Origin of the sequence: Piscibacillus sp. B03 (assembly GCF_052246295.1) — a bacterium.
Classification (GTDB): domain Bacteria; phylum Bacillota; class Bacilli; order Bacillales; family Alkalibacillaceae; genus Piscibacillus.
This window is the reverse complement of sequence record NZ_JBQQCO010000001.1, coordinates 71,097-90,517: the sequence shown is the minus strand read 5'-3', so window position 1 is coordinate 90,517 and position 19,421 is coordinate 71,097. Positions and strand designations below refer to the sequence as shown.

Below are 19,421 nucleotides of genomic sequence, written 5' to 3'. Positions count from 1 at the left end.
TATATTTATAAAAAGGGTAGATAAAATAGCCTTTTTTACTCCGTCGACAAATTTCGGGGTAGATAAATTCAAAAAAGGGGTAGATATATCTGATTTTGGGGTGGATAAAAAGGCCTTTTTTATGTATGTTTGCATTTAACTGAAACCAAACCCATTACAAAACGTAGTACCTATTGGAGAAAGAAAAAGGGGGAGAGGGTCCATTGAGTCAAGTTGCGTTGGAATTAAAAGATGTTAAGAAGACAATTGGCAAGAAAGAGATTATTAAAGGCCTTGATTTATCGATTAATCAGGGTGAGGTGTATGGGTTTATCGGGCCGAATGGTGCTGGTAAGACTACGACAATTCGTATGATTGTTGGCCTGATGAAACTATCAGGTGGGGATGTGAAAATCCTTGGGAAGAGCATTCAGTCAGACTACAAAGACGCAGCAAAAAATATCGGGGCGATCGTTGAGAACCCTGAGTTATACCCGTTTATGACGGGGTGGCAGAACTTGATGCACTACGCACGTATGTATCAAGGGGTGACGAAAGAGCGGATTCAAGAGGTTGTAGCGCTTGTTGGATTAGAAAAAGTCATTAACGATAAGGTTGGTAAGTATTCATTAGGGATGAGGCAGCGTCTAGGTGTTGCTCAAGCCATTTTACATAAACCAGCCGTGTTAATTTTGGACGAGCCGACAAACGGGCTGGACCCAGCAGGTATTCGCGAGATTCGCGACTATATCCGTGATTTAGCCGTTAAGGACAATGTAGCAGTCATGATTTCAAGTCACTTGCTATCTGAGATTGAGCTTATGTGTGATCGGATTGGAATCATTCAGCAAGGTGAACTAATTAAGGAGCACTCGGTTCATGATGAATCTGAAGCGGCTCAAGAAGACTTAAAAGTCATTGTGGATGTCAAAGATAACGAGAAAACAGAAGTTGTGTTAAAAGAGTTAGACTTAACCGTTGAAAAAGAAGCTGGCAAACTCGTTGTTGAATTAAAGCGTGATGACATACCAAACGTCGTGAAGAAGCTAGTCGAGCAAGGTGTGGAGATTTATGGAGTCACACCAATCAAAGCAACACTTGAAGATCAATTCTTAGAGCTGACGGGAGGTAATGTCATTGGGTAATTTTTTTGGATTGTTAAAAAATGAACTAATTAAAACTTATATTCGGAAATCAACATGGGTGATGTACGCGGTTATTTTAATTATTATTGTTGGGGCGGCCATTTTGACAACGGTGTTCAATGATGTCGTTACCACAAGCTACTCTGATAACTGGAAAGAAGAACTGACACAAGAAAATGAAGAGTTGCAGAAAGATGCGAGTGAAGTAGGGTTTGAAGGATTGCACGCTTCAACTATAGCTAAAAACAACTACTACTTAGAAAATGACATCAGACCGACCGGCTATCAAGCGTGGCAATTTACACTAGATAATGCAATGCTGGCTTCTTTAATCAGTTTATTTACGATTATTATTGGAGCAGGGATCGTCTCGAGTGAATTTAAGTGGGGAACGATCAAGTTATTACTCATTCGCCCAATTTCAAGGACGATGATTTTATTTACAAAATTCTTAGCCGTACTACTTTTCGCATTTGCGACTTTAGTGTTTACGATATTAACGTCACTTCTAGTTGGGGCTATTTTCTTTGGATTTGAGGGTATGAACCCATCCTTTGTAACGGAAACAGCGAACGGCTTAGAATATGTCTCTGTTGTAGGTGAAGTGTTCTCGTCATACGGCTATAGCATGGTAAATCTAGTGATGATGACGGCTTTTGCGTTTATGATTTCAACGCTGTTCCGAAACAGTTCACTGGCTATTGGTCTTGCGATTTTCTTAATGTTTAGTGGAAATATGATTGTGACCGCGTTACAACGATATGATTTTGCGAAATACATTTTATTTGCCAACACGAACTTAAAACAATATGAAACAGGCTATATCATGTTCGATGAAATGACTTTAGGCTTCTCCATCACGGTGCTGATTGTTTACTTCGTGATATTCCTAGCCATCTCGTGGTTATCATTCAACAAACGTGATGTCGCGGGACATTAAAGGTCTATATAAAGAGGAGCTGATCCGAAAAGGTCAGCTCCTTACCTTTATAACTCAATATTCGGCCCGAAGAATTCATAATGAATCTGTTCGTCTGGTACATTCCATTCTGCTAGGCTTTGTTTTAAGCTTCTCATAAAGCCTTCTGGTCCACAGAAGTAGAAATCACAATCGTTTGAAGGAAGAATCTCCATTAACCAATCAAGTGTTACAAACCCTTCATAGTCGTATTGGTCACCTGCTTGTGGGGTGCTGTAACATGTGTAAGCATTTACTTGAGTGTGTGCGTTCGTTAAGTTTTGAACTTCTTTTTTAAGCCCATGTACAGCGCTATTTTGTGCTGCATGAATAAAATAGACTGGACGGTTTGGTTGCTTTTCAACAACTGTATTTAACATACTTAACATTGGTGTTTGACCAACGCCACCACTGAGTAATACGAGTGGCTTTTCATTTTCTGTATCTAAGAAGAAGTCGCCTCCTGGTGCACTAATTGGAAGGATGTCACCTTCTTCAACTTGCTTGTGCAAGTAGTTACTGACAACACCTTCAGGGTGATCTTCGATGCTATCTTCACGTTTGACGCTAATTCTGAAATAATCTTTGCCCGGAGCATCAGACATGCTGTACTGGCGTAAGTGATTGTATGGTTCACCTGGAATTTCTGCTTTTACCGTAATGTAATGACCAGGCTTGAATTCTGGTAAAAGTCCTCCATCTTCAGGTTTTAAGTAAAATGACGTGATGACATCACTTTCTTTAACTTTTTTCGCAACTGTAAAGTTTCTAAAACCAGTCCAACCACCAGTTTGTCTGCTAACTTCATGATACATTTCTTGCTCAACTTCAATGAACACATCCGCAATAACGCCATACGCTTTGCCCCAAGCTGTAATAATTTCATCTGTCGCTTGGTCACCTAATGTGTCTTTAATCGCTTGGAGTAAGTTTTCGCCGACAATCGGATATTGTTCTGGTTTAATATTCAAGCTGCGGTGTTTATGTGCAATTTGTTTCACGACAGGTACAATTGCTTCAAGGTTGTCGATGTATTGTGCAGCTGCATAGACTGTATTCGCTAATGCTTTTGGTTGACGACCTTTCCTTTGGTTCGTTTGGTTAAATATGTTTTTTAGTTCAGGATGATTTTGAAATAATAATTGATAAAAGCGTTTTGTAATCGATTCACCATGCTCCGCTAAAACTGGGACTGTGGCTTTCACCGTATCAATTGTTTTTTGATCGAGAGCGGGTTTTTCTTGAGTCGTAATCATATACAACACTCCTTATGAGTTAAAAGATGTATTTTTTGTACACCTTTATTGTAAACTGAAAACATGTATTATGAATGCAACTTTTATGGCGATATTGTAAAGAAAATATCTCAATTTGATGAACACATATTCGGTAAGGTAAAATAGATAGGATGAAGATTAGATAGGAGCGTTTTTATGCGTTTAAAAAAATATACAGACTATGCACTAAGAGTATTAATCTATGTGAACTCTAAAGAAGAAGGGGAACTTGCGAGTATTAAGGAGATCTCAGAGACCTTTAATATTTCTCAAAATCACTTGAGTAAGATCGTTTATCAACTGGGTCAATTCGGATTAATCAAGACAATTAGAGGCCGAAATGGTGGTATTGTTTTAGCAGAATCACCAGATAAAATTAATATTGGCCATGTAGTTCGAATGATGGAGGATGACTTTGTCATGATGGAATGTTTCGATAAAGACGTTAACACCTGTGTCATAACGCCATCTTGTAAGTTAAAGCACGTCTTAAACGATGCATTAATCGCATTTCTTAAAGTGTTAGACCAATATACACTTAAAGACTTAACCGCAAATAAAGATGAATTACGTGATTTAATGGATATAAGTTCTTGATGAAAAAAGTTCCTTCACTATAGTGGAGGAACTTTTTTATACGACAGATTTTAAGTGGTCAACCAATGAAAAAGTTACGTTCATAAACCTGAAGTTACGTTCAAAAAATTAAGAAACCCGTTTATAAATGGAAAATTCCCGTTCAAAAAAGAAGGAAAGCCGTTTATAAAGTAAGGGTTTACGTTCATAAATGGGAAGAAGTCGTTCATAGACAGCAAGTGAGGGAAAGTTCTAATCAAAAGGTATAGTAATAATGAGCTTTTCCTTATGTATATTTTTCCATGGTTAGCTCAAATTATAAGGGTTAAGAAGTGAACGAGCCATATTGGGGGTAACAAACGTGAGCTACCAGGAGTATTGGAGTAAAATTAGAAATTTATATACAGAACTAGATCAGGTGACGAATGCTTACTGGCAAGAATATTCAAGTTTTGGAGATTGGCAGTTCTGGGCCGTTGTCGCCATAACTGTCATCCCTTTATTAATATTGATTAAATATGTCGATCGAGAACGCTTGTTTGAGGTGTTCTTTTTCGGTTTTGTGGTACACATTATGTGGAACTATGCTGGGGATGTACTTGAATTAAAAAGGTACTTTATACATACGTACTTTTTAGCACCGATGTTGCCATCTATATTTAATATGGCAGCCTCTGCATTGCCTGTTGCTTTTTTACTGGTCTATCAGTACTGCACCAACCATGATAAGAATTTTTATCTGTGGATCGCGGTTGCGAGTGCTGTGTTTGCTTTCGGAATAGCTTATGTAGAAAACTTGGTGGGATTAGTGGAATTTGGGCGCGGTTTTAATTACTTTCACTTGTTTTTAGTGGATTTAGCTGTTGTGCTTCCAGCGTATTGGTTCACTCGCTTTTTAGTTAATATCAAGCGAAAATCAACATCACAATAGTTGAAAATACCTACTAACAGAAATGGTTCTATGCCGTTAGTAGGTATTTTGAATTTAAGGCTTTTGATTATAAAATAATATGGTATATTTAGATATGGAATCTCTAAGTTAACTTAAAGTGGTTTCTAATTCTTGGTTAATACGTTGAAGTATAATTTCACAATTAGTTAAAAACCTATTCTGATCATTAAGTTTAAATAATTGAGATGCTAGTTCTATATGATCTTTAGCTAAACTTAAGTTTTTTAACCTCATGTGAGCATTGCCGATTAGAAAATGAAACTTGCCATAACCATTTAGTGATTGATTTTTTTTACAATGAATAATACCTTCCTCTGCATAATGGATTGTTTGTTTATAATCCTCTTTGAAATAGTAAATTCTTGCTAAATTAAAATTTATTAGTGTTATTAGGTTACCATCATGTAAATACGGAAGTTTGTTTATAGCAGATTGTGCATCTTCATATATGCTAATAGCTTTTTGGAAATTTTTTCTGTCTGTATGTAGATTCGCCTTGTTAATTAACATATGAATTTCTCTTTCTGAGTAAGACTTACTACTTGTATTACTTAGTTGCAGCGCTTGATCGAGTAGAGCTTCTGAGTTCTCATAGTCTTCATCTATATATCTGGCGCACAGAGCTTTTTGCCATAAGATGAATTGTTTAAATTTTTTATTATTCATTAGGGGGGTTTTTTCTTCTCTAGTTATTAGTTCCTCTAATTTTTCAAACTCATCATTTTTTACAAGTTCTCTGGCTTCTAGTTCAACTTCTAATGCATAATCAACTCTGGAATTATATGTTGAATCATAAAAATAATTAATATCAACACCGAGTCTTTCTGCAATTTCAAATAGGATGTCAGCTGCAATAGCTAATGACCCATTTTCAATCTTACTAATGTAGGCCTGAGTGCATATACCTTCACATAACTCTTTCTGGGTTATTTTGAAATATCTTCTTAATTCGTAAATTCTTTTTCCTATTTCTTCACGAGGATCCATTTATAAATTCCCTCCAAAAGTATGAAATATTCCAATGTTTATATTATTTGAGAAAATCGAAGAAAATCAAAGAAAACTAAATCTGTACTAGCCAAAATCGCCTCTCATCCCAAATTCATAGATTTTTATATTCTGATAATATCTAATTATAAAATAAAGTTGAGGGTTGAGGGAGGTGAAACTATGAAAAAGTTATTAGGTATTGCTGTAATCACTGCATTAATCGTTGGTTTCTCTCTAAACGTAAGTGCTGGGGATCTGAACGATTCTGCAATGCAAGTTGAATTAATGGCTAAAAAAGGTAACGGTGAAGATGATTTAGGTGCTATGGATTAATCACCTAATACTTACTTAACTCAAAAGCATTTCCTTATTAAGTCGTCCATATTTTTTATTCGTCCATAATTTTATATGCTACCAGAAATTCTACTCTAGATTTTTGGTAGCACTTTTTTTTCATCATACTTGAAAATGCTAGAATAGAAAAGGTGCAATTTTCCAAAGTGTCGTAATTTAGGCCTATATATTCAAAGAAAACATACCAAAATAACTAGCAAGATACGAATCATATAGTTGAAAAGTCTTAATTGAATCGGGAGGCTCTTAGAATGGGTGAAAAAAGATTAAATGAAAGAGTATTGAGCCCAGAAGAGTTTGTGTCTGGTTATCAATATATAACGGAGTACTTAAAAGCAGGTCTTCCGTTATGCGATGTGTTAAAAAGAGCTTTAAAATATTTTGAGGATCAGTTTGTGGATTCTTACTGTACCATTATGTTGTTGAATTCTAAGGGTACAGAGTTTGTCAATGGTGCGGCCTATTCATTACCGGATGACATGTTGGAAAAGTTTATGCACATTAGATTGTTTGATGGACTGGGTACTTGTGGGACGGCGGCTGTTCGCGGCGAGCTAATGGTTTCTCCGAATGTTCATAACGATCGCACTTGGAGGTCTTTTGCGAATGTCGTTAAACCATACGGATTGAAATCTTGTTGGTCAGTTCCGGTATTTAAACCTGGAACATCTGATATTGTAGCCATCTTTGCGGTTTATTCAAAATATAGTCGCTATCCAACACAACGAGAACTAGACACATTATCGGCTTATAATGAGCTGCTTGGGCTAATTGTTTCAAATTATAAAATTGATGATTCTGGTGAGATTGAGCAATTGGATTTAAATGAAGATGACAATCTGAACTCAAAAACTTTATACGTAGAATCGATCAAGACTGGTTTGAAGAACGGTGAGATTTATCCTTACTATCAACCAGTATTAAAGTCAGATGGCCAAGAATTACATGGAGTGGAAGCGTTGGCTCGCTGGGAACATCCCGAAAAAGGGCTTGTGCCGCCAATTGATTTTGTAGACCATGCGGAAGAGTATGATTTTATTGATTGGTTAGATGAAGTGATTTGTCGTCGAGCTTGTGAAGATATGAAAAAATTAATGGATGATACAGGTAAAACGTTTACGTTGTCTGTTAATATCTCGGCTGTTCATATTCGTAAACAGAATTTTGCCCAACGAATCGAAGACATTTTAGATGAAACGGGATTTCCTGCGGATTGTCTGGCAATTGAAATCACGGAAACGTCATTGATTGACAATCTAACAGAAGTGGCAGTGACATTCCAACAGTTAAAGAATCTTGGTGTGAAGATTGCGATTGATGATTTTGGAACGACTTATTCATCACTAAATTATTTAAAGTACCTCCCTGTAGATACGATTAAGTTGGATAAAACGTTTATCCATGATGTCGATAAAAGTCCGATTGACCGTCGTATTTGTAAGACGATTATTCAACTTGGCAGTGATTTAGAGTTAGACGTTGTCGCAGAAGGTGTTGAATGCGATCAGCATTTATCAATCATTCAAGATTTTGGATGTAACATCTATCAAGGTTATTATTTCAGTAAGCCTTTAACGTTAGAAGGTTGGAAGAATTACCTTGAGCAATTTTAATCTCCCCTTAATAATATATAGATTGGTGCCACCTGTTTAGGGTGGCTCCTTTTTTTGTATGAAGGTTTTTTAATATTTGTAACGAATATAGTTTTTAGTAAGTAGTCATGAAAGGAGGCTTGGGTATGACGGTTGTAAGTGAAAGCAAAACCATTACTCATAAGTTAACGGGTGAGAAGATTACTTTTGTGGAGACGAGCCAGGATACGAACGGAGATTATGAGTATATTGAAGTGTTTTTGCCACCGAGTGGAGAAGGACCGCCCCTTCACATGCATCAAAAATTTGAAGAGAAGTTTGAGGTTATAGAAGGAGAGTTACAAGTTCAAAATGGTAACGGGTCTAAGATTTTAGTAGAAGGTGAGGAGTTAGTCATTCCAAAAGGAACACCTCACCGTTTCCTAAATGCGTCAAGTCAAAAACCGGTCACGTTCAGAGTCCGGATTACGCCTGCTCATCAGTTTGAAGAATCGATGCGTATTTTATATGGGTTGATGGAAGACGGGAAAACGGATGAGAAAGGTTTTCCGAATGACCGAATTCATATCGCGTTAATATTAGATATGCAAGATTCACAAGTGGTGGAATTGCCTTTTATTTTAAAGTTACTGATGAAACGTCTTGTTAAAAAAGGTAAGAAAAAAGGAATCGATCAAGAGCTGATCAATAAGTATGCTCGAAAGTTTTAAAGGGGATTGTACGGGAATTAAAATATAGACAAAGATTCTTTTACGGGAGGTGTGTCAGTATGGAACGGTTAACAGATGAACAAATTGAGCAGGAATTAAGGAAATTACCTGACTGGCGATTAGTTGATGAAAAATGGATACGCAGACGTTATAAATTTAAAGATTACTTGAACGGGGTTGAATTTGTTCGACAAGTGGCTGAGTATTCTGAAGGCAAAAGTCATCACCCGAACATTGCGATTGATTATAAGGTCGTGACGTTAAAAATATCATCGTGGGAAATGCGTGGGTTGACGGATCTTGACTTTGAGATGGCTCACCACTTTGATGAGTTGTATAAAGATCAAGTACAAGAATAGCCACCAAAAGTTTGGTGGCTATTTCTATAGAAGGAGCCAGGCAATTAACACGGCAATTCCACCGAATGTTAAGGCGTATCCGATATTCCAAAGTGTTAGTTGATATGGATTGCGTTTGAAATATTGATTTAGCATCGTAATTGGAATGTTAAAGGTTCCGGTCATATCATTCGCAATCACCGATACAATCATAACAACTGAGATACTTAAAGGGTTAATCGTATCTAAAAATGGTGTAACGAATAACCCTTGGAGACTAAGCGTGACAAGCGGATGGAAACCGAAGAACGCCAACACCATTGAACTTAATTGGATAAAAATAAATAGGAGTAATGGAGCCTGCTCTAGCCAAGCGAATGATTCCATGGCTTGGTCGAGTAGCGGTGTTTCACTAATAACCTCGTTAAATAAACCAATAGGTAATAAAAGCACCATAAAGTTTTGCATGCTCCAAATATGCTCGCCCCATACTTTTTGATTGTAGCGGGTAAACGTACGATACTTCTTCGTGACGATGGCCCACAAAAAGGTATACGGAATGATAACAAGAATAATAGATTCAAAGAAATCTAGATCTGTCGCTAGATGTGTCATAGCTGCAGTAGCGATGAACAGCACTAAAAAAACGACTAAGGATACTAAATGCCTTACATTGACTTTAGGTTTATCCGGTTCATCTCCTTGTTCATCGAATTTAATGTGACGATATTTTGCGTAACCTAATGATGTGTCAATCAATAACATTGTCACAGAGAATACAAAAAGAATAGGGAGTAAAATTAAATAAGATGACCCTGTGAACGCCACTACCATAGCAATGTAGACTTCAATCGGGCTCCACGTATTTGCGGCAGCAAATGGTCTTAAGACAGCACGCGTCGCAAATTGGTGCGTCACCTGACTTGAAAGGTGCGCTGTTTTTTCTCTAATAAGAGAAAAAACTAACGGGATCGTTGAAATAAAGATAAATAGAGTAAGAGCATATGTTGTTAAATACGACTTAACGTAGAATTTACCTAAGTTAGGTGTGTTTTTCTGAAGAAGATTAAACAATGACTGCTCGTATCCACCTACAATCATGTAATGGTTAATAAAAGGGATGAGATAAAGTAATGATAGTAATAATCCCATCGATGTAAAATAAATAGCGAGATCGTTAAATGGCACGTGATAAATCATCATGAGAGCAAGAGAAACGATGAGGAAGACAATCCCAATGGTTTGGTATGTGCGGTTTGCACCTTTGATAGAGAATGCTAAAGCTAGCATGCCTAAAATTCCTTGTAACGTTAACAAGACATCGCTGTTTAGAAATAAATCGAATACAAATAAAATAACAAAGCTAGTATATATGTAAAAAAGTAAACGTCTCATAAAATCACGCTTTCCTAATGATAGTCCTCTATTATCTTAACAAAATCCTATTAATCTTCCTAATTAGGTGAGCTTTTAGTTACACGCTTTACCATATCTTACATTCATAAATAAAACTTTTGACCTGATTTGTAAAATAACCGTCAAAAAAATGAAAAATTCTCGAAATAATTGTGGATAGTTCTTAAGACTTATCGAATTAACTGACTTTAACAGTCTTCGACAAAACGCGACTATTTTCGTGAATAATATTATTTCTAAACACCCATCATTAACCTAGGACTTTTAGAAAAATGGAAGAAAATCGACAAATAATTAGGGGTTATGACGGATTTCTATGAACCTATGAATGAATTAATATGACGTTAAGAGATTAGTCAGAAAATTCATATGACCTAATCTCGATAAAGGCAAAGCTGGAGAAATGTATCCTGTTGAATATATTGATGTTAGAGGTAAAACGCATACATTCAAAGGTAAGCACTAACCCAAAAGAGGACCGGACGTGGTTTTTACGTCCGGTTTTTCTTATGGTCAAATTATTTATGGGGAATTTTTTAAATTTATGGGGAAATTTTTTAATATATGGGGAAAAAATCGATTTTATGGGGAAAAATTTGAATTTATGAGGAAAAAATCAAATTTATGAGGAATTCACAAATTAACAGATCTATAGGAGGTCAAATTAAAGGTAGTGAACAGGAATGGCCGCCCTCAATAATTAGTTTTTTTATGAATAGGGTTGACTTTTAACTGTACAAGTTGTAAATTAGTTAACAATACTTTAATGCTAAAAAGCGTTTAAGCGTTTATGTAAATTAGTGAAAGGGTGAGGGGAAACATGACTTTAACAGTACAAAAAGTTCCAAAGCATTTAAGAAAATTTACGGCTGAGCAACATTATGATACATATACACCGATCAACCATGCTGTTTGGCGCTATGTCATGCGTCAAAATCATCACACATTAAAAGATTTAGCTCATGAAGCTTACACGGATGGTTTGAAGGCCTCTGGAATTACGATTGAGCAGATTCCTAATGTAGATGAGATGAATCAAGCTTTAGCACCATTTGGATGGGGTGCTGCTACAATTGATGGTTTTATTCCTGGTGTGGCCTTTTTTGAGTTTCAAGGAAACGGAATTTTACCGATTGCAACCGAAATTCGTAAGCTAGAAAATATTCAATACACACCAGCACCTGACATCATTCATGAAGCAGCAGGACATGCTCCGATTTTGTGTGACTCAAAGTACTCTGAATACGTTAAGCTTTTCGGTGAAATAGGGAAAAAAGCGATCGCAACCAAGGAAGAGCATGATCACTTTGATGCGGTTCGTCACTACTCTAATTTATTAGAAAAAGGTGATGCGACAGAAGAAGAGATTCAACTAGCTCAACAAAACATACAAGAAAAGGAAGCGGCAATTAAAGGAGTATCTGAAGCAGAAAAAATTGGTCGATTGTACTGGTGGACAGTAGAATACGGATTAATTGGAACGGTTGATAAGCCTAGAATTTACGGAGCAGGGCTGTTATCGTCAGTCGCGGAAGGTAGTAACATCTTAAGTCCTGATGTTGAGAAACGACCTTTTGATGTCCAAGATATAGTCAACACGTCCTTTGATATTACAAAGCCTCAGCCACAGCTGTTTGTCTGTGAAAGCTTTGAGCAGTTAATTGAAGGGTTAAAAGAGTTTGCTTCGGAAATGGCATTTATGAAAGGCGGCGCGGAGAGCTTGGATAAAGCGATTCAGTCTGAAAATGTGGCAACAGCTGTCTTGAGCTCTGGGCTTCAAGTTTCAGGAGTTTTCGCGGGTCGCATTACTGATTCTGAAGGTGAAATTGTATATCTTAAAACGTCAGGGTCAACGAACTTAGCATTTGACAATCAAGAGTTACCGGGGCACGGAACAGATCATCATGCAGATGGTTTTGGGTCGCCAGTCGGTCCATTGAAGAATATGGATAAAAACTTAGAGGATTTATCTGACTCTGAATTAGAGAATGTAGGTATTGTAACAGGACAACGCGCGACGCTAGAATTCGAAAGTGGAGTTACCGTTTCTGGGTCGGTTACAGATATCGTTCGACAAAACGGGAAAGTCGTAGTAGTCACATTCGAAGACTGCCGCGTGACGTTAGATGATCAAGTTTTATTCGAACCTGAATGGGGCACGTTTGATATGGCAGTCGGTACTGAGATTGTGTCAGTGTTTGCTGGGGCAGCAGATGGAGAAGCTTTTCATCCGAATATTGACAGTGAGCCTGCTGAATCACCGGGGTTACCTGAGTTAACGCCATTAGAACAGCTTTATCAAGAGGTGCGTAATATTCGTCATAATGGAGGGTCTGAAACGGAGTTAGCGTGTGTTTTAGACGAACTTGAGAAGGTAGCGCCAAATGATTGGCTACTCCGTATAGAGATTTTAGAAATTTTAACAGCACAGGGAATTTCGTCAGATCTTCTCGAGAAAGTGGAACAAGAATTAGAGAGAATTCAAACGCTAGATGATGAGTGGAATACCCTAGTCGAGCGAGGAATAAATGTTGCTAAACATGCACCGTTAATTTCAGAATAAAGGGGTAGGCATATCACCAGACGTTGGTGGTATGCTTTTTATTTGAGCCTATTTCGCAATCCCTACTATGAATTTGAGCGACACATAAGCTCAATACACGATCATCTCACTTATTACGAAACTCAAACTCTCAATCCGTCCCTCTAAAATATGATAAAATAATCATAGAGAGGTGAGAGTATTGGGATTTACTAGAGACGTACATATAAAATTGCCAGTTGACGTTGTGTTTCGTGAGTTAACGTCATTTGAATATGCTCCTAAAGTATTAAATCACATTGAGGAAGTAAGAGTCTTAGATGATGAGGTTAAAGTTGGCACGGAAATTAAAGAAGTGCGGACCATTAGTAATAGAAAAGTCGAGAATACTCTTGAAGTGATTGAGTATGAACCGAACGTTAAATTTGCCACTTACAGTAAACAGAACGGACTTGACCTTCATTATATTTATACCCTTAGTGAGATTGATGGTGGGACGGACATTCACTTTGAAGGGAAAGTGAAGACAAAAGGGGTGAGAAACTTTATAACCAAGCCTGTCATTAACCGGATTATTAAAAAAGAAGACGGTGACTTATTGTATAAATTTAAGCAATATGTGGAATTGAACTATAAAGAGGCTGAGGAGTAGACTGTTCGATGGAGGGCGGTCTATTTCATTTATGGAGAATTGTTATAACTTTTCAATTATAACGAGGTGAGGTCATGCGTGATTTTAAAGAATTGCATAGTAATGAAGAGATTGATCAACTGCTAGAGCATCAGCTGTCCTTTTTGTACATTTCAAGAGAAGGATGTAGTGTGTGTCATGGATTGTTGCCACAGGTTCAACAGTTGATGGAAAATTACCCTAAGATTAAACTTGGGCATGTAGATGTGACAGACGTACCTGAGGTAGCGGGACGTTTTTCGATTTTTACAGTTCCAGTCTTAATTTTGTTTGTCGATGGCAAGGAATACTTAAGAGAAGCGCGTATTGTACAGATGGGTCAGTTTAATGAAAAGATCAGTAAAATCTATGAGGGTTTATTGGGTTAGCCCTCATAGACGACTTTAAATTCTTCACATACAACATACATATTCTCATCAAACTTACGATCGCTTTCTGCTAATTCACGGTTAAAAAACTTGATATGCTCACGACGCCAGTAGTCGTAACTTTTGTCACCTTCGCCTTCTTTGTAAGCGAACTCTTCAGACACTTCATTAAAAGGAATGAGTTCCACTTTCATCGTTCGGGTGATAACTAACGGGTTACCGTCCCAATCAGTTATAACATTATATACGCCCACTTTAGGTAAGTCTTCACCTTCGTCTAAGTATAATTGATAAAGCGAGCAAGTTGCTGTTTTATCGCCGCTCTTAACTAGTGAAGCTAGTTCCTCTGCCAACTCAGGTCCGTCTCCAAAAGGCCATGCCTCATATTCTGCTACACTCGCTTCTTGTCGATCCAAAGTATCTAAGAAGTTTTGCCACATCGTTTTCACAGATTGTTTAATCAATGTTCATTTCACCTACCAGTATTTATGACATAATAGACATAACCTTATTTTAACACGTTGAAAGGGAGATGCGTTATGCAAAATTATAGCTCGACATTATTAAGGTTCTCAGCCTTATTTGCTGTGGTCGGAGCGTTCATTGGCTCTCACATGGCAGGTTCAATGGACTTGGAATTTAAATCGGTGCATGCTCATATTTTAGTCGTTGGATGGCTTTCGCTATTCGCTTGGGCTGTGTTTTATAAAATTTTTTACAAAACTAAATCAAAACTAGCTACAGCCCATGTTTGGACAGCCATTTTAGGTTCATTAGGCTTAACGACAGGGATGTGGATGTACTATACTCGTCCGTTTGGTTTACCAAATGGGCTTGTGACAGTTTACTTTATCATTGGAGGGACTATCCTTCTTGTGAGTTTTGTGTTATTTTTCCTATTAACCTTAAGCAAGAACATTGAAAAGTAATAGGAGGCTACAAGATGAACTTTTACGATCAATTAATGAACGATTATAAACAAGACCTTACACACTCTGGTGTCAATGGCACTCGCTTAGCAGAGCGTCTTTCTAAGCTTGCGGAGATTGGCTGGACTGAAGAAGGTGGCTGCCGTAGAATTTCATTCACTCAAGAAGAACTTCAGGCTAAACAATTAGTGATGAAGTGGATGAAGGAAGAAGGTCTAACTGTCAACATGGACGGAGCCGGAAATGTGTTTGGTCGTTTAGAAGGGAAACAAAGTTTACCAGCCGTCTTGTCTGGTTCACACGTTGATAGTGTTCCTCATGGTGGGCATTTCGACGGTCCATTAGGTGTGTTAGCTGCGTTGGAAGTCGTATCAGCTTGGCGTGAAGTGGGGTATCAGCCGAAGCGCCCATTTGAAGTTGTGATTTTCTCTGATGAAGAAGGTGCTCGCTTTAATGGTGGATTAACGGGTAGTCAAGCCTTTGTGGGTGAAATTGATGAAGAACAGGAACGCCAGCGCATAGACTATGAAGGTCGTGCATACGAAGAGGTTCTAAAGGATGTTGGTCTGACACCAGAGGGCGTTGCTCAAGCTAAGCGTGACTTGAATGACGTTTACGCGTTTATTGAAGTGCATATTGAACAAGGTAAACGATTAGAGAGAGCTAATCTGCCTACGGGGATTGTAACGGGTATTGCTGGTCCAACTTGGTTGAAAGTAAACTTTAAAGGTGCTGCTGGCCATGCTGGTAATACGCCGATGAATGACCGCCAAGACGCGTTAGTCGCTGCAAGTGATTTTATTACACAGGTTAAAGAGTTTCCAACACAAGTAAGTGATTCAGGTGTCGCAACAGTTGGTAAGCTTGAAGTGAAACCAAATGGCGTCAACGTCATTCCAGGTGAAGTGGAACTGACTGTAGATATTCGTGACATAAAGAAAGAGTGGAAGGAAGAAATCGTTCGTTTGGTGAAAAGTTCAGCCGAAAGAGTGGCGGATGAGCATCGAATTGAGGTTGTGCATCAAGAACTGATGAGTGTCGATCCAGTTGAAATTCCTCAAGGTATGCAACAAAAAGCAGCGGATGCCTATAAGGAAGTTTTAGAAAACAAACCTTATTACTTACCAAGTGGTGCCGGGCATGACGCTATGGTCGTTGGACGTTACGTACCAGCGGCGATGCTTTTTACACAAAGTCAAGACGGCATCAGTCACAACCCAGCAGAGTGGTCAACCCTCAATGATTGTGTGCAAACCGTTCATGTGCTGAAGCGGTTTATAGAAAAGGTTTGTGAAGAGTAGTAAATAAATATAACGATATACTAAAAACCACTCTGTGATTGGAATCGTTTTTTAAAAGCTAGGAAAGTATAAATACTCTATTTCTAATTTTATAACTTATGTTAATGAAGAATTGTCTAGCGCAATGCGCCCAACCACCCCTATTTAATTGGAACCTTCCCGCCTAAACCTACGATAAGTCAACATCGACTCGCTTCGCTTGTCGTGTTTCCTTTATCTCAGTTTAGTCGGTCAGCGACGAACTGGACGTTCTAGTGCCGACGTTGGCCACAAATGCTACTTGCGTTACTTCTTTGCTTAAGTTTGCGCCGAGTAATCGCAGGCGCAGGACGTGGCCGGTTTTAGTCGGCGCACTGCGTGGTTAAACGGGCGCTTGCACTTTTCTTAAAAAGCACGAGCAGTTCGAAAAATCCTGCTTAATCAAAACTAAGGAGATGAGACACTATGTCAGAATATTATTTACCAAGGTCTGGGCCAATGCCAAGGCCAAAAAGCGTTGAGGAAGGGCGCGAGATTTTAAAAAATGAGGCGTTTGATGCCCCGAATGTACAGGAGATTACGTTTAATGCATTAGAATTCACCGCGGTTTGTCCTAAAACAGGTCAGCCGGATTTTGGGCGTGTTGAAATTACGTATACGCCAAACGATAAATGTATTGAATCGAAGTCACTAAAGTTCTACCTATGGTCATTTAGAGACCAAGGAGCTTTCTGTGAATCATTAGCGGCTCAAATAGCAGACGATGTGAGTTTTGCAATTGAACCAAAGCGTGTTGAAGTGACCGTTTATCAATCAGCACGTGGTGGCATTGAATTAACCACTAAAGCGGTGCGTGAACATGAATAAAGATCAAAAGCTGATATTGTTGAATGTGATTTTTGCGAGTGCTTTAGTCGTGGCGAATGTGATTGCTGGGAAAATCGTCATGTTAAGTGAGAATTTCATGATTCCAGCTGCTGTTGTTGTTTATGCTGTAACGTTTTTAATAACAGATATTGTGCATGAGAATTATGGGCGTGAGCAAGCGAAACAAACGATTATTTTTGGTTTTATAGCGCAAATATTTGCAAGCATTATGATCTTTCTCGGTCAGCTGTTACCAGTTGCTCCGTTTGCGCAAGAATCTCAACAAGCTTACGAAACACTTCTTGGGCAAAACGCTAGATTCGTTATTGCTTCATTAGCTGCTTATTTGACGTCGCAATATTTAGATGTGTATATTTTCTCTAAATTAAAGAAAATAACGAGCACAAAATATAAGTGGTTACGTAATAATTTAAGTACAGCATCGTCGCAATTAATAGATACGACTGTCTTTATTACTATTGCTTTCATTGGTTCAGTTCCAAATTTATGGATGATGATTTTAAGTCAATATGTAATCAAACTGGCTATTGCAATTGTCGACACTCCGATTTTCTATTTACTAACGAGAAAATCGAAGAGTGAGTCTCACGAACCAACATTAAAAGCAACCTCATAATATAGTTCGCATCAAGGGAAGTCTCCCTTGGTGCTTTTTTATAATAATGGCGCGAGAGCTTAACAGTCACTGGCGAAACCAAGACAGAGCTTTAAATATACGTCGGATTTCACATCTTTTTATAACAAAAATTAACATAATAAATGTACTTTTGATGGAGTTATTCATTGGTGGATATGGGGTAAACTAAACTAAGGTTTGAACATGTTTGGGGGAACACCAATGAATTTATTAAAAATCATTAAAGATGTAGAATTAATGAAACCTTTTAATGGTCCTGATTTTGAAATCGAACATATAACAGATGATTCAAGAGAGGTAAGGGAAGGTTCCGTGTTTGTAGCTGTAAAAGGTTATGAACATGATGGACATGTTTATATAGATGAAGCAATATTTAACGGAGCACAAGTAATTGTAGGAGAAAAGGATTTAACTTTACCTACTACGTATGTGCAAGTTCAAAATAGTAAACAAGCCTTAGGAAAAATGCTTTGTGAGTTTTATGAGCACCCTTCGTACAATAAAAAAGTCATTGGTGTCACAGGCACAAATGGTAAAACAACTACAAGCTATATGTTGAAAGCGGCTTTTGAAGCAAACGGATATTCTGTTGGCTTAATTGGTACTATTGAATATTTTATAAATGGTAAGTCATATAAGAGTAAAAATACAACACCTGGCACCGTTAAGTTACAGGGACTATTACATGAGAGTCAAGATGACGTCGTGATTGTTGAAATCTCTTCGCATGCTTTAAAGCAACATCGAGTCGAAGGGCTTCGTTTGGATGCGGCAATTTTTACAAACTTAGATTCTGAACATCTAGACTATCACCATAGTATGGCTGAATACTTTGATTCGAAATATAAGATTTTTAGCTTACTGAAAAATGATGGTGTTGCTTTTGTTAACATAGATGATGAATGGGGTGGAAGAGCGTTTGCCCTTTTAAGAGAAAAAAATCAAACTGTTTATTCGGTTGGTGTTAGTTCCTTAGCTGATGTGATTGTAAGCCCTAATGATCGCTCTGTGACGATTAAATCAGACAATCAATTATTGGCTTTAGAATTAAAATTGCCTGGCATGCACAATCGGTTTAATGCGGCATTCAGCCTGTTAGTTGGTGAGGTTTTTAATTTGAAACGAGACAAATCTGTTGCCGCACTTAAGCAAGTTAAGAATGTAAGTGGAAGATTTGAAGTTATCAATTTCCCGGGAAATAAGACGATTGTTGTCGACTATGCACATACACCAAAAGGATTTTATCACGTATTGAATACTGTGAAAGAGTCAGGTGCTAACAAGATTTTTCATGTATTCGGGTTCCGTGGCTCACGTGACTTATCGAAGCGTAAAGCTATGATGGACGAAACCGTAAAAGTGAGTGATCAATATATATTAACCTGTGACGATTTAAATGGAACATCAGAAAATGAAATGGAGCAGACGTTACAGGACTATCACTACCAATATCAACAAGGTGAAGTCATATTGGACCGGACAAGAGCGATTGAGAAAGCAATCGCTACAGCAGGTTCTGGAGACTGGGTTGTTGTAACAGGTAAAGGACATGAAGCTTATAAAGAAGCTTTCGATTTAGGTACAACAAATGATCTTGAAACGGTTGAAACTTTAAAGAAACGTGAACAAGAAGTCCTTAAATCAGGTTAACGAATGGGCGAGAGCCTGTTCATTTTTTTATGAAGCAATTATTTATGGGGAATCTTTTAAATATATGGGGAAATTTTTTGTTTTATGGGGAAAAAATTAAATTTATAAGGAAAAATCATAATTTATGGGGAAATTCAAAAACATAAAGA

20 protein-coding genes are annotated in these 19,421 nt (G+C 37.8%); 16 read left to right on the top strand and 4 right to left on the bottom strand.

From position 1 onward, the window contains the following. Positions 1 to 203 precede the first annotated feature (203 nt). Positions 204 to 1,124, top strand: coding sequence for an ABC transporter ATP-binding protein (locus ACTWQB_RS00450; RefSeq protein ID WP_443137213.1), 921 nt, complete (start codon positions 204 to 206; stop codon positions 1,122 to 1,124). Continuing rightward, positions 1,117 to 2,064 carry an ABC transporter permease gene (locus ACTWQB_RS00445; RefSeq protein WP_443137212.1) on the top strand — a complete coding sequence of 316 codons (948 nt, stop codon included), beginning with the start codon at positions 1,117 to 1,119 and terminating at the stop codon, positions 2,062 to 2,064. The genes ACTWQB_RS00450 and ACTWQB_RS00445 overlap by 8 nt, the downstream gene beginning before the upstream one ends. Positions 2,065 to 2,111: 47 nt before the next feature. Here the strand turns inward: ACTWQB_RS00445 and hmpA are convergent, their stop codons facing one another. Continuing rightward, a complete protein-coding gene (gene hmpA / locus ACTWQB_RS00440; protein WP_443137211.1) occupies positions 2,112 to 3,338 on the bottom strand; it encodes an NO-inducible flavohemoprotein in 1,227 nt (408 codons plus the stop codon). Positions 3,339 to 3,515: 177 nt separating this feature from the next. Here hmpA and ACTWQB_RS00435 point away from each other — a divergent pair, with 177 nt between their 5' ends. After that, complete coding sequence (locus tag ACTWQB_RS00435) at positions 3,516 to 3,956, top strand: Rrf2 family transcriptional regulator (RefSeq protein ID WP_443137210.1); 441 nt, start codon at positions 3,516 to 3,518, stop codon at positions 3,954 to 3,956. Positions 3,957 to 4,296: 340 nt separating this feature from the next. After that, positions 4,297 to 4,866: a hypothetical protein gene (locus ACTWQB_RS00430; protein ID WP_443137209.1), complete on the top strand. Its 570-nt coding sequence runs from the start codon at positions 4,297 to 4,299 to the stop codon at positions 4,864 to 4,866. A gap of 108 nt (positions 4,867 to 4,974) precedes the next feature. Here ACTWQB_RS00430 and ACTWQB_RS00425 read toward each other — a convergent pair whose 3' ends face one another. Continuing rightward, positions 4,975 to 5,874 carry a helix-turn-helix domain-containing protein gene (locus ACTWQB_RS00425; RefSeq protein ID WP_443137208.1) on the bottom strand — a complete coding sequence of 300 codons (900 nt, stop codon included), beginning with the start codon at positions 5,872 to 5,874 and terminating at the stop codon, positions 4,975 to 4,977. Positions 5,875 to 6,057: 183 nt separating this feature from the next. Here ACTWQB_RS00425 and ACTWQB_RS00420 point away from each other — a divergent pair, with 183 nt between their 5' ends. The 4 genes from ACTWQB_RS00420 to ACTWQB_RS00405 all read left to right on the top strand — a co-directional run bounded on the left by ACTWQB_RS00420 (position 6,058) and on the right by ACTWQB_RS00405 (position 8,892). Beyond that, complete coding sequence (locus tag ACTWQB_RS00420; protein WP_443137207.1) at positions 6,058 to 6,210, top strand: hypothetical protein; 153 nt, start codon at positions 6,058 to 6,060, stop codon at positions 6,208 to 6,210. 272 nt (positions 6,211 to 6,482) lie between these two features. Next, positions 6,483 to 7,844: an EAL domain-containing protein gene (locus ACTWQB_RS00415; RefSeq protein ID WP_443137206.1), complete on the top strand. Its 1,362-nt coding sequence runs from the start codon at positions 6,483 to 6,485 to the stop codon at positions 7,842 to 7,844. Between the two features lie 125 nt (positions 7,845 to 7,969). After that, a complete protein-coding gene (locus tag ACTWQB_RS00410; RefSeq protein ID WP_443137205.1) occupies positions 7,970 to 8,533 on the top strand; it encodes a cupin domain-containing protein in 564 nt (187 codons plus the stop codon). 59 nt (positions 8,534 to 8,592) lie between these two features. Beyond that, positions 8,593 to 8,892 (top strand): 4a-hydroxytetrahydrobiopterin dehydratase, encoded by a 300-nt coding sequence (locus tag ACTWQB_RS00405; RefSeq protein ID WP_443137204.1) that lies wholly within the window; start codon positions 8,593 to 8,595, stop codon positions 8,890 to 8,892. A gap of 24 nt (positions 8,893 to 8,916) precedes the next feature. Here ACTWQB_RS00405 and ACTWQB_RS00400 read toward each other — a convergent pair whose 3' ends face one another. After that, positions 8,917 to 10,266: a hypothetical protein gene (locus tag ACTWQB_RS00400; RefSeq protein WP_443137203.1), complete on the bottom strand. Its 1,350-nt coding sequence runs from the start codon at positions 10,264 to 10,266 to the stop codon at positions 8,917 to 8,919. Positions 10,267 to 11,107: 841 nt separating this feature from the next. On the opposite strand from ACTWQB_RS00400, the gene ACTWQB_RS00395 reads away from it, so the two are divergent. From ACTWQB_RS00395 to ACTWQB_RS00385, 3 genes are all read left to right on the top strand, one after another. After that, positions 11,108 to 12,850, top strand: coding sequence for an aromatic amino acid hydroxylase (locus ACTWQB_RS00395; RefSeq protein ID WP_443137202.1), 1,743 nt, complete (start codon positions 11,108 to 11,110; stop codon positions 12,848 to 12,850). 181 nt (positions 12,851 to 13,031) lie between these two features. Continuing rightward, a complete protein-coding gene (locus ACTWQB_RS00390) occupies positions 13,032 to 13,481 on the top strand; it encodes an SRPBCC family protein (RefSeq protein ID WP_443137201.1) in 450 nt (149 codons plus the stop codon). Between the two features lie 74 nt (positions 13,482 to 13,555). Beyond that, positions 13,556 to 13,888: a thioredoxin family protein gene (locus ACTWQB_RS00385; protein WP_443137200.1), complete on the top strand. Its 333-nt coding sequence runs from the start codon at positions 13,556 to 13,558 to the stop codon at positions 13,886 to 13,888. Here the strand turns inward: ACTWQB_RS00385 and ACTWQB_RS00380 are convergent. Then, entirely contained in the window at positions 13,885 to 14,352 is a 468-nt protein-coding gene (locus tag ACTWQB_RS00380) for an ASCH domain-containing protein (RefSeq protein ID WP_443137199.1), read from the bottom strand. The two genes, ACTWQB_RS00385 and ACTWQB_RS00380, sit on opposite strands and share 4 nt — an antisense overlap. 75 nt (positions 14,353 to 14,427) lie before the next feature. Here ACTWQB_RS00380 and ACTWQB_RS00375 point away from each other — a divergent pair, with 75 nt between their 5' ends. The 5 genes from ACTWQB_RS00375 to ACTWQB_RS00355 all read left to right on the top strand — a co-directional run bounded on the left by ACTWQB_RS00375 (position 14,428) and on the right by ACTWQB_RS00355 (position 19,272). Then, complete coding sequence (locus ACTWQB_RS00375) at positions 14,428 to 14,817, top strand: hypothetical protein (RefSeq protein WP_443137198.1); 390 nt, start codon at positions 14,428 to 14,430, stop codon at positions 14,815 to 14,817. A 14-nt stretch (positions 14,818 to 14,831) separates the two neighbouring features. Further along, positions 14,832 to 16,118, top strand: coding sequence for a M20 family metallo-hydrolase (locus ACTWQB_RS00370; RefSeq protein ID WP_443137197.1), 1,287 nt, complete (start codon positions 14,832 to 14,834; stop codon positions 16,116 to 16,118). 444 nt (positions 16,119 to 16,562) lie between these two features. Then, entirely contained in the window at positions 16,563 to 16,964 is a 402-nt protein-coding gene (queF, locus tag ACTWQB_RS00365) for a preQ(1) synthase (RefSeq protein ID WP_443137196.1), read from the top strand. Then, positions 16,957 to 17,601 (top strand): queuosine precursor transporter, encoded by a 645-nt coding sequence (locus tag ACTWQB_RS00360; protein ID WP_443137195.1) that lies wholly within the window; start codon positions 16,957 to 16,959, stop codon positions 17,599 to 17,601. Before queF ends, ACTWQB_RS00360 begins: the two co-directional genes overlap by 8 nt. Before the next feature lie 222 nt (positions 17,602 to 17,823). Beyond that, positions 17,824 to 19,272 carry a UDP-N-acetylmuramoyl-L-alanyl-D-glutamate--2,6-diaminopimelate ligase gene (locus ACTWQB_RS00355; protein WP_443137194.1) on the top strand — a complete coding sequence of 483 codons (1,449 nt, stop codon included), beginning with the start codon at positions 17,824 to 17,826 and terminating at the stop codon, positions 19,270 to 19,272. The last annotated feature ends 149 nt before the right edge of the window (positions 19,273 to 19,421 follow it).

Coding starts and splice junctions, on each gene's coding strand:
- hmpA (WP_443137211.1), bottom strand. CDS start 3,338: ATGATTACGACTCAAGAAAAACCCGCTCTCGATCAAAAAACAATTGAT.
- ACTWQB_RS00435 (WP_443137210.1), top strand. CDS start 3,516: ATGCGTTTAAAAAAATATACAGACTATGCACTAAGAGTATTAATCTAT.
- ACTWQB_RS00425 (WP_443137208.1), bottom strand. CDS start 5,874: ATGGATCCTCGTGAAGAAATAGGAAAAAGAATTTACGAATTAAGAAGA.
- ACTWQB_RS00420 (WP_443137207.1), top strand. CDS start 6,058: ATGAAAAAGTTATTAGGTATTGCTGTAATCACTGCATTAATCGTTGGT.
- ACTWQB_RS00415 (WP_443137206.1), top strand. CDS start 6,483: ATGGGTGAAAAAAGATTAAATGAAAGAGTATTGAGCCCAGAAGAGTTT.
- ACTWQB_RS00410 (WP_443137205.1), top strand. CDS start 7,970: ATGACGGTTGTAAGTGAAAGCAAAACCATTACTCATAAGTTAACGGGT.
- ACTWQB_RS00405 (WP_443137204.1), top strand. CDS start 8,593: ATGGAACGGTTAACAGATGAACAAATTGAGCAGGAATTAAGGAAATTA.
- ACTWQB_RS00400 (WP_443137203.1), bottom strand. CDS start 10,266: ATGAGACGTTTACTTTTTTACATATATACTAGCTTTGTTATTTTATTT.
- ACTWQB_RS00395 (WP_443137202.1), top strand. CDS start 11,108: ATGACTTTAACAGTACAAAAAGTTCCAAAGCATTTAAGAAAATTTACG.
- ACTWQB_RS00385 (WP_443137200.1), top strand. CDS start 13,556: ATGCGTGATTTTAAAGAATTGCATAGTAATGAAGAGATTGATCAACTG.
- ACTWQB_RS00375 (WP_443137198.1), top strand. CDS start 14,428: ATGCAAAATTATAGCTCGACATTATTAAGGTTCTCAGCCTTATTTGCT.
- ACTWQB_RS00370 (WP_443137197.1), top strand. CDS start 14,832: ATGAACTTTTACGATCAATTAATGAACGATTATAAACAAGACCTTACA.
- queF (WP_443137196.1), top strand. CDS start 16,563: ATGTCAGAATATTATTTACCAAGGTCTGGGCCAATGCCAAGGCCAAAA.
- ACTWQB_RS00360 (WP_443137195.1), top strand. CDS start 16,957: ATGAATAAAGATCAAAAGCTGATATTGTTGAATGTGATTTTTGCGAGT.
- ACTWQB_RS00355 (WP_443137194.1), top strand. CDS start 17,824: ATGAATTTATTAAAAATCATTAAAGATGTAGAATTAATGAAACCTTTT.